At 61.9% G+C, this 13203-nt stretch carries 9 protein-coding genes and 1 tRNA gene; 3 read left to right on the top strand and 7 right to left on the bottom strand.

Annotated elements, in window-relative coordinates; translation table 11 throughout:
- Nucleotides 1–42 precede the first annotated feature (42 nt).
- From K3724_RS14630 to K3724_RS14640, 3 genes are read left to right on the top strand one after another with little or no spacing between them, the layout of a single operon-like run.
- Entirely contained in the window at nucleotides 43–576 is a 534-nt protein-coding gene (locus K3724_RS14630) for a TRAP transporter small permease (protein ID WP_259986444.1), read from the top strand.
- A gap of 5 nt (nucleotides 577–581) precedes the next feature.
- Nucleotides 582–1892 (top strand): TRAP transporter large permease, encoded by a 1311-nt coding sequence (locus tag K3724_RS14635; RefSeq protein ID WP_259986446.1) that lies wholly within the window; start codon nucleotides 582–584, stop codon nucleotides 1890–1892.
- A 4-nt stretch (nucleotides 1893–1896) separates the two neighbouring features.
- Nucleotides 1897–2835: a hypothetical protein gene (locus tag K3724_RS14640; protein WP_259986448.1), complete on the top strand. Its 939-nt coding sequence runs from the start codon at nucleotides 1897–1899 to the stop codon at nucleotides 2833–2835.
- On the opposite strand, the gene K3724_RS14645 is transcribed toward K3724_RS14640, so the two are convergent.
- The 7 genes from K3724_RS14645 to K3724_RS14675 form a co-directional block, all read right to left on the bottom strand.
- On the bottom strand, nucleotides 2819–3700 hold the full coding sequence (locus K3724_RS14645; protein ID WP_259986450.1) for a hypothetical protein: 882 nt from the start codon (nucleotides 3698–3700) through the stop codon (nucleotides 2819–2821). The genes K3724_RS14640 and K3724_RS14645 overlap by 17 nt on opposite strands.
- 93 nt (nucleotides 3701–3793) lie before the next feature.
- On the bottom strand, nucleotides 3794–5167 hold the full coding sequence (locus K3724_RS14650; RefSeq protein WP_259986452.1) for a hypothetical protein: 1374 nt from the start codon (nucleotides 5165–5167) through the stop codon (nucleotides 3794–3796).
- Between the two features lie 140 nt (nucleotides 5168–5307).
- Nucleotides 5308–6876, bottom strand: coding sequence for a class I SAM-dependent methyltransferase (locus tag K3724_RS14655; protein WP_259986455.1), 1569 nt, complete (start codon nucleotides 6874–6876; stop codon nucleotides 5308–5310).
- Nucleotides 6877–6984: 108 nt separating this feature from the next.
- A complete protein-coding gene (locus K3724_RS14660) occupies nucleotides 6985–9228 on the bottom strand; it encodes a glycosyltransferase family 2 protein (RefSeq protein ID WP_259986457.1) in 2244 nt (747 codons plus the stop codon).
- Nucleotides 9229–9472: 244 nt separating this feature from the next.
- Nucleotides 9473–9559 (bottom strand) — tRNA-Leu (locus K3724_RS14665).
- Between the two features lie 171 nt (nucleotides 9560–9730).
- Nucleotides 9731–11329 carry a caspase family protein gene (locus tag K3724_RS14670; protein WP_259986468.1) on the bottom strand — a complete coding sequence of 533 codons (1599 nt, stop codon included), beginning with the start codon at nucleotides 11327–11329 and terminating at the stop codon, nucleotides 9731–9733.
- Nucleotides 11330–11537: 208 nt separating this feature from the next.
- Nucleotides 11538–13142: a peptidoglycan-binding domain-containing protein gene (locus tag K3724_RS14675; protein ID WP_259986470.1), complete on the bottom strand. Its 1605-nt coding sequence runs from the start codon at nucleotides 13140–13142 to the stop codon at nucleotides 11538–11540.
- Between the last annotated feature and the right edge of the window lie 61 nt (nucleotides 13143–13203).

The raw sequence follows: 13203 nt of genomic DNA on the forward strand, positions 1-13203 counted from the left end.
GTGCCGCCCGTATTCACATATAAAAATGCCGATGGGGATGATATGACTGTGCTCAGGGGGCTGCGCTCCGGACTGGATTTTTTGTACTTTGCGGCGGGGGTGCTGGCCGCCCTCTGCCTGATAGCCATTTTAGGCCTGATCGTTGTCCAGATGCTGGCCCGCTGGACCGGTGAAGTCTTCCCCGGCGCGCCGGATTATGCCGGTTACGCGATGGCGGCGGCGTCGTTCCTGGCCTTTGCCAATGCGCTGAACCGCGGCAGCCATATCCGTGTGTCCATTCTGCTGAATGCAGTGCCCGATGGCTTCCGCCGGGTGCTGGAGATCTGGTGCTTTGGCATCGGCACTGCGGTGATGTGGTATTTCACCTATTACGCCTATCGCTTTGTCTACTGGAGCTGGAAGTTCAACGATGTGAGCCAGGGCCAGGACCGCACACCGCTGTGGATACCGCAAAGCGTGATGCTGTTCGGCGGGGCTGTTCTGGCCGTCGCCCTTACCGATCATCTGATCCATGTGATCTTTCGCGGCGACCACCGCATCACCCGGGATCTGGACGACCAGAGCCACGCGGAGTAAGCCCCATGGAAAATATCTCAGTCATCATTCTGTTTCTCTTTGTGCTGTTCACCCTTCTCGGCAGCGGCGTCTGGGTTGGCCTGGCGCTGATGGGCGTGGCCTGGGTCGGCATGGAGCTGTTCACCACCCGCCCCGTCGGCGACGTGATGCTGACCACGATCTGGTCGGCGTCTTCCAGCTGGACCCTGACGGCGCTGCCGATGTTCATCTGGATGGGCGAAATCCTCTATCGGACGCGATTGTCCGAGGACATGTTCAAAGGGCTGGCCCCCTGGATGGCGCCCTTGCCCGGCGGGCTGGTGCACACCAATATCGTCGGCTGCACGGTGTTCGCCGCGGTCTCCGGCTCGTCTGCGGCAACGCTGACCACCGTGGGCAAGATGTCGATCCCGGAACTGCGCAAGCGCAACTATCCCGAACCCATGGTGATCGGCACGCTGACGGGGGCTGCAACGCTGGGCCTGATGATCCCGCCGTCGCTGACGCTGATTGTCTATGGCGTCACCATCAATGAATCGATCACCAAGCTGTTCTTTGCCGGCATTCTGCCCGGCCTGGTGCTGGCAGCGATGTTCATGGGCTATGTGGCGATTTACTCCAAAGTCGGCAAGGACTGGAACCCAACCCCCGAAGCCAAGCTGAGCTTTGCCGAGAAGGTGAAGAACTCCCGCTTTCTGGCGCCGGTGATTGCGCTGATCATCGTGGTGATCGGGTCAATGTACCTTGGCATTGCCACCGCGACCGAGGCGGCGGCATTCGGGGTCATCGGTTCGCTGCTGCTGGCATTGGGCCAAGGCTCGCTGAACTGGAGAACCTTCACCGAGAGCCTGATGGGCGCCACCCGCACCAGCGCGATGATTGCGCTGATCCTGGCCGGGGCTGCATTCCTGTCACTGTCGATGGGGTTCACCGGCCTGCCGCGCGGGCTGGCGGATCTGATCGCGGGGTGGGAGCTCACGCGTATTGAACTCTTGATGGTGCTGCTGGTGTTCTACATCGTGCTGGGCTGCTTCCTGGATGGCATCTCCTCGGTGGTGCTGACCATGGCGGTGGTCGAGCCGATGATCCGGCAGGCGGGCATTGACCTGATCTGGTTCGGCATCTTCATCGTGGTGGTTGTGGAAATGGCGCAGATCACCCCGCCGATCGGCTTCAACCTGTTTGTGATGCAGGGCATGACCCACCACGAGATGAGCTATATCGCCCGCGCTGCGATCCCGATGTTCCTGATCATGGTGCTGATGGTGTTTGTGCTGATCGCCTTCCCGGAGCTGGCGACCTATCTGCCGAACAACCTCAGGCCAGGGCCGGTCTAGCCCCATGCTGCGCGCGCTTGCCTTTGCCGCCCGGCATGGGCGGGCCGCGCTGGTTCTGGGGCTATTGGCCGGGTTGCTGCTGCCCGGTCTTGCCGCGACGCTTCAGCCCTGGCTGCCGGAAATGGTGGCCGGGCTTTTGTTTTTGAACGCCTACAGGATCGGCTTGCGCAAGGCTGCCGGCGGGTTGGCGGACGGCATTGGCACCGTCAAAGCCATTGCGCTGCTGCAAGTGGGGCTGCCGCTGCTAGCCCTGGGACTGGCGTCATTGTTCGGCGTGGCGCAGACGCCCGCCGCCGTGGCACTGATCCTGATGCTGAGCGCGCCGTCTGTGACCGGCAGCCCCAATATCACCGCGCTGATGGGGCATGCGCCGGAACCAGCCTTCCGCCTGCTGATCCTTGGCACCGCGCTGATGCCGCTGACAGTCATTCCGGTATTTCTGCTGGCTCCCGGCCTGGGAGGCCTTGGGGATGTGCTGCGCGCGGCAGGGCGGCTCATTGGCGTGATTGGCATCACCGTGATCTGCGCCTTCCTGCTGCGCCGCCTGACCCTGCCGCAACTGCGCGAGGATCAGGCCAAGGCTATCGAGGGGCTGACTGTGATCGCGCTGGCAGTGATCGTTGTTGGCCTGATGGCGGCGCTGGGGCCTGCGTTGCGCGCCACGCCTGTGCTGGTGCTGCAATGGCTGGGCTTTGCGCTGGCTGCCAACCTCGGCCTGCAGGCGCTGGCCTTCGCAGCGATGCGCCGCCGCGCGGGCAGTGGCGCCGTGCCTGTATCCGTTGTCGCCGGCAACCGGAACTTCGCTCTGTTTTTGATCGCCCTGCCCGCAGCCACAACCGATCCGCTGCTGATCTTTCTGGGCTGCTACCAGATCCCGATGTATCTGACCGCGATCCTGATGAAACCGCTATACGGGCACGCAGCTCTCAGGACAGAAATGTAACGCCAGACATCCGGCGGATCAGCTCGGCATCAGCCTGGTAGCTTTCACTCATCTCATCCACCAGCGCCTGCGACCAGCCCGGCAGATCGATTTCCTCTTCGATTGCCTCCTCCTCGTGGAAGTAGCTGAGGAACAGCGCGCGCACCCGTTCACGCTGGTCTTCCGACAGGCCGGGGCGGTTTGCCAGATAGGTCTCCAGCCGCTCATATCCCGCCTCCGAGATAATGCCGCGGGTAATGTCCAGTTCGCCGGCAAAACGGAAACCGTCACCCAGCCCCGTCACCTGCCCCAAAATGTTGGGCCAGATCACCGGCGTTTCCTCGTTGCACCAGACCGTGATGCGGCAGCCGGGGTTGCTGTCCTGAATATCTGCAACAACGTCCGACCAGCGCAGATTCAGGAAATCCGTGCCTGCGGAAAACTTCTCCCAGGTCCGGCTGGACTGGGATTTGAACACCGGTCCGATCAGCGTAGCCGGATTGCGCAGGCCCAGGAAAAATTCGCACGGATTGCCCGGGAAGACTGTTCTCAGCGCCGCGGTATTGCTGCCCGCATTGCGATAGAGCCGCCCGCCGCTGAGCATCCAGCCCGGCACCCCGAGAAAGCCGGAGTTGGTCAGGATGATCCGCGAAACACTCTGATCCTTGACCATGCCGTCCAGCAGCGCCGCGCGTTCCTGATCGGTGACGGTGTCCTGGTTTTGCTTGCGCAGCATTTGATTGAGCGCTGCCAAATAGGTGCCCGGTCGGCGGATCATCACGCCCTGTTCCAGAAGCCGCTGCGCATCCTTACGCAGCGACCAGGTCAGCTGGCCGTTGTCTGTGTTTGGCGCCCCAACGTGGAAAGCAAGGGTTACGTCCCGCATGTCAGTTCCTGCCTGGTTCATCGTCCTGTCCGGCCTTCGCCCTTTCCCTGCTCAGCGTTTGGTCCCGGCGCGCGGCCCGGCGGATTTCACATGTCATAACCGCGCCTTCATACGGCGGAAGAACCGGTCATCCCGTTGGCGCAAAATATACTCGCAGGCTTGTTTCGCAAGGCGCGGATGGCCGCGGTCCAAAGCCAGATTGGCCAGCTCCCGCTGAAACCGGGGGAATTCGTGGCGTTTGCGCAGCAGGAGGTGGAACTGGTGCGGTGTCAGGCCGCCGGAAATGGCACCGCGGGCAATCTCCTGCAGGACCCCCATCTGCTGCAGCGAAGAACCCAGCCGGTGGCCCAGCAGCGGGCAGCGCCAGAAGGTGACATTTGCCCCGGAAAACCGCGCCGCATGGGCCGCATCCGGCGCCACGTAGGGGTCGAACATGATATGCACGTCGCCTGCCGCCTGGCTGGCCAGGGAGGCATCCCCGAAGGGTCCGGAAAAATCCCTGTCCCACACCTTCTTGTAGCGCATTTCCCAAGGCACCAACGCCTTGTCGAGGGTGGATTGCGGGCTGATTGCAAACACCGTTGATCCGGGCGCTGCCGCCGCAAAGGCCGCCGCTGCATAGCCCCCCATCGAAGCGCCATAGAACACCACCCGGGAAAACTGTGCAAAGAAACCGCTGTCGCGCAGTGCCTCGAACTTGGCGGTGACCTCCTGGTGGCGGAACCAGGTCCAGCCGTTGGCCATCACCCCCAGCATCGACCAGCCCTGCGCCTCGATGAAGCTAAAGCCCCAGGGCCGCCGGTCATCGCGTTTGGTCATGGCAATATCAAGGTTGTCGAAGGTCACCACCAGCGTTTCGCCACGCGGCATGAACAAAAAGGAATGCTCTTCCAGCTCGTCAAAGAAGCCTTCCTTGCCGGCCAGCTGGCGGGCCACCTTGGACCACTCCCCCGAAGGCGGCAGCACCTCCTGCGGCTCGGCAGAGAGGATTGCCAGGCCGTTCTTGCCAGTCTCAGGCGGCACCAGCGTATTGCAGCTGCCATAGGCCTTGAGAAACGGGTAGCTGCCCGACCCTTTGCGGATTTCAATCACCAGACGGCTAAGCGGATGCAGCGCGCGGTCCAGCATGGGCGCGGCGTTCTGGATCTTGTGGCGTGCGCCAAAGCCGTTCAGCGCCAGGATCACGTCATAGCTGCCCAGATCACGCGGCCGGCTTACAACGCGGATCGCGTCCCGGTCCACACCGCCCTGTTCAAGCCGCGCCTGCCAGGTTTGCAGCTGCGCCGCATCGGGTTCTTTTGCCTGCCCCTTGCGGTCGCAGGAGATCAGATCGATTGTGCAGCCGTAGCGCTGATATAAAAGAATACACAGTTCCGGCGCCTGGCCGTTGATATCGGCAACCGTGCGAACGTCGTCGGCATCCAGTGCCGGCAGCACGCCTTTGAAATCAAAACCTTCACTCATCATGCGTCGTCAACTGCCCTTCAGGGAACCCCCGGCACCGGACCACCCCGTGCCGGCAACCATCTGCCCGTGGAAACCAGCGCAATTCCACAGCTCTCCTTTGCGCTGCTTTACCCGAAAAGGATTAAGGATCCGGTTACCGGTCACGCCTCTTGTCCGGCACAGGCCAGAACTGTGGAGTATTTGCCGTGCTTGGCCAGTACCTTGACGGTGCCGAAGCTTTTCATGGCGCCGATGCCGCCGGACCCCTTGCGGATATCCAGAACAATCCCGCCGCCGGGGCTGATCTGCTTGCTGAACAGATCCTGGTAGGTGGCTACGGGATAGTGGAACCCGCAAGACGCAAGACTGATCACCAGATCAAAGGCACCAAGCGCTGCGGTGTCTTCGGTCTTGGGGTTGATGGTGGTGATTTTTTCAGCAGGCACGCCGTTCTTTTCCAGAAACACGCGGGCGGTTTCCAGGCTGGTATAGCCTGCGCCCTCCCCCTCAAACCCGAAATGACGGCTGTTGCCCTCTTCGATATCAATCAGCGTGATGCTGCAGCCATAGCGGCGGTGCAGCAGCAGGCTGGCAAAGGCATACCCGCAGCCGATATCCGCGGCCCGTCCGGGCGCAATGGGATCGGTGGCCTTCAGGAAGAAATCGCATTCCCGTTCCGCAATCCGGATCGATTCATGCAGAATGTAGTCCCGCTGCGACCGGGCTTCTGCCAGCAGCAGCTTTTCGTCACCTGCCATCCAGTCCTTGATGGTCTGGCCTGAGCTGGCCAGTTCGGACCGCTGCAGCAGGATATTGGCGACATCCTGGTCGCTGAACATCGAGTAATCCAGCGCTGCCGGGTCGATTTTTTCCACAGGTATCTCTTCCGGTTCAGGGGCCGGTTGCAGCAGGTGGCGGGTTTTTTCCGCATCAATCCCATGCTGGGCCAGCAAGTCATGGACATAGCAGCCTTCGGCGGGCACGCCGCCATATTTGGCCGCGATATTGCGAAAGCGGCGGCCCCAGAAATGGATCGACAGCGTATCGTCGCGGATATGGCCGCGTGCCTGGTTCGGGCGGTTCGGGTTCAGCACCACCCCGGCCCGTTTGAACGGCACGGGATAAATCACATGGCCTGGCCGCGAATTCTTGACCTCGCCGGTTTCCTGAAGGAACCAGGTAAGCGCGTCCGGCCCCCAGACCCCCCAGGGTAAAAGCGAGACATGAACCCCCTGCCCGCTGTCCTTAAGCGCTTGCAGTTCGGCCTGTTTTTCAGCGCTGTACCAGGGCGGAATGGGGTATTCATCGCTGGTGAAGCGCAGCATCGCCGCCAGGGTCTTGGAGGTTTTGGGCAGCCGCAGAACCCCATTGTTGACCATCGGTTTATCGTCTGAGATCCAGCCATGGAAATGCTTGCCTTTGATGTTCCAGGGCTGGCAGCAATAGGCATCGGTATCGGCCCAGATGTAATTGGTCTTGCGCAGCAAATGCAGGCGGAAGACATCGGCATGATAGGCCGGGCTGCCGGTGCGGGCGTGGCGGATGATGCGGTCGGCAGGCAGGATCTCATTGGCATCCGCCACTTGCACCCCGTCTGGCACGCCCTTGACCTCGTCATAGGAGAACAGCACCACCTCGTGGCCGTGATCCAGAAAGGACTGAAGGCAAAGCTGCTCCAGCCAGCTGAGTTCTGGACCCACCCATAGTGACGCAATGGCCGGAAGTGCCATGATGACTGCCCCTCAAAAAACTAATTAATGCAGCTGTTTATCAGCGCTTCTTTGTTAACGGAATTTAGCCCGCGGCCCGGAGTCCTGTCAATGTGCAGACCACCGGGATCAATGGTTGGTTTCGCCCCGCTCAACCGTGAACCAGAAATCGCTGCCCGGCTCCTTTTCGGCGATCTCGTCAGGGATAACTCCGGGGCCGCTCAGAAAGACATTGGCGCCGAAATGCGCGTGCATCCGCGACAGCTTGCACAGCTTACCGCTGGTCAGCTCCTGAAACAGCTCCAGCATGTCATCGCGGAATTTCAACTCCTCGATCTTCTCGCGGTGTTTGCGGCTGGCGTATTCATGTGCCGTGGCAATATCCGGGTCTGCCAGCAGCCGCGCCATCTCCGCTTCCAGCGCCGGGATCATGCGCTGGATTGAGCGTTCCTCCTCGGCGTTGTTGTTCATCCGGAACCAGTAGGAAAGCCCCTGGTCGCGGTCCACGTGGTTCACCCGGCCGCGGTCGCGCTTGACCAGAAAGCTTTCGGCGCTGCGCACGGCGTAATGATTGAGCTGCACCAGGTCATAGCCATAAGTATCTATCGACGAACGCCAGCCGTTGCGGAACATCTCGCGCGGCATGTCCTGGCCGGAGCCGTTGACCCAGCGGATGTCCTCCCACAGCTGCGGCTTCAACCCCTTGGGGCGGTGAACCCCCAGCTTCTTGAAGATACCGCTGTTGCGGAACAGGGTCTTGAAACCCCAGGCCTGGTGCGGTTTGCGGGTCACTTCAAAGGCACAGCGGGTGAATTCCCGGGTGATCAGATCGCCGGTGAAATCGCGCACGTCATTGTTGCCGAACAGCCGCCAGGTCATTGCGATCATATTGGCATCGCCCACGGCCTCAAACAGGTCCGGCAGCCGGCCATCGCCGCATTTGATGTTGATGAACTCATCCACATCCATGCAGACCAGCCAGTCGGCCTCCCGGATCACCGGCTCTTCCTCCGCCGCCTGCAAGGCTGCGTGCTGCGGCTTCAGATCTGTGTTGCGGAACGGGTTTTCGCGGTGCTGGACGATGCCCCTATCCTGCAGCAGCTGCAGCATTGTGTCGGTGCCATCGGTGCAGTCGTTGGTGTAGACGATAAAATCATCCACCCCGATTGCGCGGTGGTAGGCCAGCCATTCCAGAATGAACGGCCCTTCGTTTTTCATGGTCGTGACGACAGTGGTCTTGGGCTTGCCACGGCGCCGCTTAATCGCATCCTCCGGAGGGATACGCACAGGCTTGGCGTTGAAATAGCCCGTGGCCAGCGCCAGCAGCTCCGGCGTTTCCACCAGGCTGGTCTTCGGCACGATCTTGGACACCGTGTCGGTTGGATGCCGCAGGGCCATGCAGCGGTAGAACCGCAGATCCTCCGCCGGATCAGGCTCTGCCCCGACCACCCGGATCAGCCGCCAAATGCAGTTCCCGCCGGCTGTGGCCGGTGCCACACACCAGCGCGGCCGCAGCCCGGTGGCATCAAACTGCGTGCAGATGTGATCCGCAAAAGACGCCTGGCCGCCCTTGCGCACCCGCCATGGATAGGCCTGCACTCCGCCCAGCCGCAGACAGCCCGTCGGCGCGGCGACGGCCCGGTCAAACACATTCGGCCCCTCATCCGGCGCCAGCAGGTCGAATAGGTCGATGTTGGCCACTGCCCGTGCCCGCGCCAGAAAGCGGGCACGCAGGATTTCATAGATCAGAAACTCACCCAGCGGTGCCCGCCAGGGATCGGCAGGCGGGATCTCCATCCGGTCTTTGCCCGGCGCCCCCGGCACGTTGAACGGATGCGCCTCCTCCGGCAGGCCATCCTTGCCCAGGGGCAGCTTGGAATGCACCACCACGACCCGCTCAAGCCCCTTGATGGAGCCAGCAAGCGCTTGCAATTCCTCTATAAAACGGCGGCTGTCTTGCGGATGCGCCCGGTCGAGAATGACAGCCCCTTGCAGACCATGCTGCGCCGCATGGAACCGCAGCCATTCGGCCGCAGTTCGGGCCGTTTCACCATTACGGACAGCAGCCAGTACATTGAGCCCGGCAAACAGGTCTGTCTCCTCCGGGTGGAGCGGAACATTGTAAAGCGCCCCCTCAGCAGAAACCGTGACCTCGCCGGGACCGTCCGAAATCCCGGTCTCCAGAACCGGCGCGCCGCCATAGTTGTGCAGAACTGTCTTGTCCGCCGGGGACGCAATGCCAAGCCCCTCCCGCGAGGTTCCGGATTTGAAGAACAGGCGGGCAATCCGGCCGCTGGACGCAGGCAGTTCCACGGCGTCCAGCAGGATGCTTCCCGCCAGGGACAACGCGCTGAGTTCGCGTTCAAGGATCATGCCGTCGCAATTTCCGGGGTCTGAACTGGGCATACTGCTGCATCACGTTTTTGCGTTGTTGGCTCCGAATGCCAGGCACAAGGAACGCAGCCGGTTATAGCCGGCCCGCAGATCTGCCGGAACCGGCAAACGCCGCCAGCACCCGCCAAAGGGTCCGGCAGCTGATATTCCCGCAACAGACCGGCGTGCGTATAACGTGGACGCACAGGCGCATCGGCGTTTTAACAAATTTTCAGGTGTAATTTGGTGCGGTCGAGAAGACTCGAACTTCCACTCCGGTTAAGGAACAGCGACCTCAACGCTGCGCGTCTACCAATTCCGCCACGACCGCACTGTCTTAGGCTTGGTGTCGAGGCGTATAGACCAGCCCGGATGCGATGTGAAGCTGAAAATCATCTTTTTTGAACAGAATATGCGCCCCGGCAGGCCACGCAGCATAAGCGTTGGAAAACAGCCGGGTATCCGGCTGCCTCCGGTTTCTCAGCACCCCTTGGGAGCAGCCTCAGTTGTCCTGGGCTGCCAGCTGGCGGCGCAGCACCATCTCGCCCGACATCTGGTCATAATAAGCCGGGAACTGATTGTGATTCACGGTGGCGGCCAGATCCTGCACATCCCGGCGCACCTGTTTGGCAAGCTGGTGCAGCGTCATGCCCGGCTGGTTCAGGCGCGACAGCAGCGCGCGGGTGAACACCGAATTCGGATTGGCGTCATTGTCCGACAGCCGGTCCAGCGCGGTTTGCCCTGCCCCGGCGGAATACAGAATAAAGGCGCCCTCCGGCGGTTCCATCCGCACCAGGCCGCGGGTGCCGCCGACCGAACGCTGGCCGTCCTTCGGGAACGGATTGTTGCGGCAGGCGTCCAGGATCATGATAGTAGACCGCGCGCCCTTGCGCTGAAAGGTGCCAAGCACCCGGTCGGCGGCAATGCTTTCCCCGGTCAGGAAGCTTTCATCGCCGAAATTCACCATCGGCACATCAGAAGGCAGCAAGTAATTGCGCCCGTCGACCTCAACCCCGTGGCCGGCAAAGTAGAACAGAACTTCATCCCCCGGCTTGATCTGGTTGGCAAAGGCCGAGACCGCGCTGTTGATGTCGCGGCGGCCTGCGTCGTACAGCGTGGTCACCTCAAATCCGAGCGCCCCAAGCGTATTGCTGACCGCCAGGGCATCATTGCGCGCCTTTTGCAAGGCGGCGAGGTTCTGGTAGCCGTCGACACCGATCACCAATGCGCGGCGGCTGATCAGCGGTGCGGCACTATCGTTTTGCGGCAACAGGACCGGTGTTGCAGCGGTGCCGCTGCCCTGGATAACCGCGCCGTTCTGGATCAGCGCCTGCCCCTGTGCAGCGGCCATTACCTGCCCCTGCTGCACGAACTGGCCCTGCTGCTGGCCTGGCGGCACAAATTGGCCTTGCACTTGTGACCGCGGCACGAACTGCCCTTGCTGGCCCTGAAACTGAGGCTGCTGCGGAATTCCGTATGTCTGGGCGGTGGCTGCAAACCCCATCTGCTGCTGGCCGTATTGCTGCTGCGCGCTCTGCCCGTACTGCTGCGGCACGCCATAGGTGCCGGTGCTGTTCCCGGCCATGGCGGCCTGGGGCAGGCCATAGGGCTGCTGCGGCTGAGGTTGCGGCGCCATCCGCTCGGCCAGGTAGATCTTCAGCAGCCCGCGCGGCCCGTCGGGATGTGCCATCGCCTGCTGGCTGGCGAGATAGCCGCTGGTTTGCGCCCGCTGGAATGAGCTGATCAGCAGATCTTTTTCGAAATCATTCAGCTGCCCGCTGACCGGATAGCCAAGGTAAGCCTGATAGGTGGAAACAGCCTCGCGCGTTTTACGGCCCAGCTGCCCGTCAACTGCGCCTGCAGGGAAGCCGAAGTAATTCAGCGATTCCTGAATTTGGCGGCCTTCCTGCGTGGACGGCAACCGGGAACGCCGGGGCGCCTTGCCCCCCGAGCGCCGCTGATTCTTGGACAGAGCGCCGCCGATGATACCGCCAAGGATGGCACCGGCAGCAAAGTCGCCCGCATCAGCAGAAACACGGGCAGCCGGCGTCAACGCCAGCGAAGAACAGATAATGAATTTGGAAAGCAGCTTGAATCGCATAAACAACCCCTAAGACAATGCACTTTTTGATTGCATCAATTGCATTCAAGACCGCGCGGTGTCAAAGGCAGAAATCCAGCATTTAATGGAAAAACCCGGCCACAGCTGCCAGGACGCCCCAGGGTACTGGCAGTAAAGAAATTCTACGCAAAAAAGTGGCCGGCAATTCTGCCGGCCACTTGCATTCAACAGCTGCGGCAAACAGCGGTCAGTCAGTGGAGAACGACGGCAGGGCCGTACTGCCGGAGGCCTGCACCGGCTGCACCCGGCCGCCTGCCAGCTTGGCCGAAGCAGTCTTGATCAGCTCTGCCCGCTCTGGCTGTCCGGGGGCAAAAACAGGTGCCGCGCCGCCTTCCAGCGAGATCACGGCCATGCCGTACCAGTCCTGCGCCCGCTCTGCCGTAACCGGCGCGCCAAAGCCCAGCGCCAGATGGTGGCCGATCAGCTCAGCATAGGGGCGCTGGCCGGTGCCGGTCAGGATCAGCGCAGCACCCAGCGCCACGTCCATGTCATCGCGGCGGTAGCCGGAGAACAGACAGATCCCGGCGGTATTGGCCAGCTGCTCCAGCGACATGCCGGATTGCAGCACGAACTTCTGCACATCACCCATCACTTCACCGCTGCCCGCGGTTCCCAGTTTGGCCAGGAAGGGCTGCACAGCCGGGCCGAATGCATCGCATTGGCTGTCGATCTGTGCTTGCGAAACACCCTGAACCTTGCCGGCCCGGGTCTCGCCCGCGTTGATGGCATAGGTGCGGGCCAGACAGAATTGTTCGCCCAGCGCCAGCTCCGGATCGGTCATGCTTGCCGCCGTCATGAAGCCGCCGTTGGAGCTGGTCAGCAGGCTGACCTTGCTGCAATAGCTGGTGAGCGAGGCGCTTTGCGCCGGCTGGTCAAACAGGGTGATGCCGCCCAGCGAGGCGCTTTCCTGCCCGGCAAAGGCTGTCACTGTGCTGCGGTTTTGCTGCGCCGCTTGGACCGGAGCGGTTTCACCCGTATCCGCCATCCTGCAGGTGCCCTGATGGCAGGCAAAACTGGCGGGTGTCACGCCACGCGCCAAGAAGTCATTGCGCTGATAGCCTTGCGGGGTGGAGGCAAACACCATCACCGAGCAATTCGAAGCACCGCACCAGAAGGAGGAGCCGGAGACCGAAGTGTCGAGCACATAATCGTTCCGGCCATCGCCGTTCAGATCCGCCAGCTGCATGAAACCGGTGCGCTGCAGCAGCTGTTCCCCGGTCGGCTCGGAGCTGGCGGCGATTTCATCCACCGCATGGCTGACTTCGGACGGCAACCCGCCGTAGCCGCCGTAACCGCTCCCTGCGGTCCTGACGCCCGCGGCTTCATCCCGCCAGCTGTGCAGCAATCCCCGCACTCCGTTGGGGCCTTGCATCGCCTTGATCACCTGCGGGCCGCCGATTTGCGCCCGGCTGTAGGAACTAACCAGGAAATTACGCTCATACGGGGCCAGATAGCCGGTGGCCGGATAGCCCATGTGAACCTGATACTGGGAAACGGCTGCACGGGACCGCCTGCCCAGCACCCCGTCCGGCGTGCCGGAATGGAAACCGAAGTAATTCAAGGCAACCTGGGTTTCACGGTTCTGCGCCCTGGTGGCGGAACTTGCCGGCGCCCGGCGGTAGGTGGTGGCGCGGCGCTGGCGTTGTTTATTCCTGTGAACTTCATTGACAATAACACCGCCAATCACCCCTCCGACAATTGCGGCGCCCAAATCGCTCGCATTGGCAGGGCTGGTGAATGACGTTGCCAGAAAAGCGGCCGTCAATGCCGACTTAAGCGGCTTGGAAAGCATGATACTCGCCCCCTATGGATACTAACAATGGAATCAGGATACCCCACTGTCAGGGCTGCCA

The sequence above is a fragment of the Leisingera sp. M658 genome (genome assembly GCF_025144145.1).
Lineage (GTDB): Bacteria > Pseudomonadota > Alphaproteobacteria > Rhodobacterales > Rhodobacteraceae > Leisingera.

Bases quoted from the DNA above. Each gene is read 5' to 3' on its own strand.
- K3724_RS14640 (WP_259986448.1), top strand. From the start codon at position 1,897: ATGCTGCGCGCGCTTGCCTTTGCCGCCCGGCATGGGCGGGCCGCGCTG.
- K3724_RS14635 (WP_259986446.1), top strand. From the start codon at position 582: ATGGAAAATATCTCAGTCATCATTCTGTTTCTCTTTGTGCTGTTCACC.
- K3724_RS14660 (WP_259986457.1), bottom strand. From the start codon at position 9,228: ATGATCCTTGAACGCGAACTCAGCGCGTTGTCCCTGGCGGGAAGCATC.
- K3724_RS14675 (WP_259986470.1), bottom strand. From the start codon at position 13,142: ATGCTTTCCAAGCCGCTTAAGTCGGCATTGACGGCCGCTTTTCTGGCA.
- K3724_RS14630 (WP_259986444.1), top strand. From the start codon at position 43: ATGACTGTGCTCAGGGGGCTGCGCTCCGGACTGGATTTTTTGTACTTT.
- K3724_RS14645 (WP_259986450.1), bottom strand. From the start codon at position 3,700: ATGCGGGACGTAACCCTTGCTTTCCACGTTGGGGCGCCAAACACAGAC.
- K3724_RS14670 (WP_259986468.1), bottom strand. From the start codon at position 11,329: ATGCGATTCAAGCTGCTTTCCAAATTCATTATCTGTTCTTCGCTGGCG.
- K3724_RS14655 (WP_259986455.1), bottom strand. From the start codon at position 6,876: ATGGCACTTCCGGCCATTGCGTCACTATGGGTGGGTCCAGAACTCAGC.
- K3724_RS14650 (WP_259986452.1), bottom strand. From the start codon at position 5,167: ATGATGAGTGAAGGTTTTGATTTCAAAGGCGTGCTGCCGGCACTGGAT.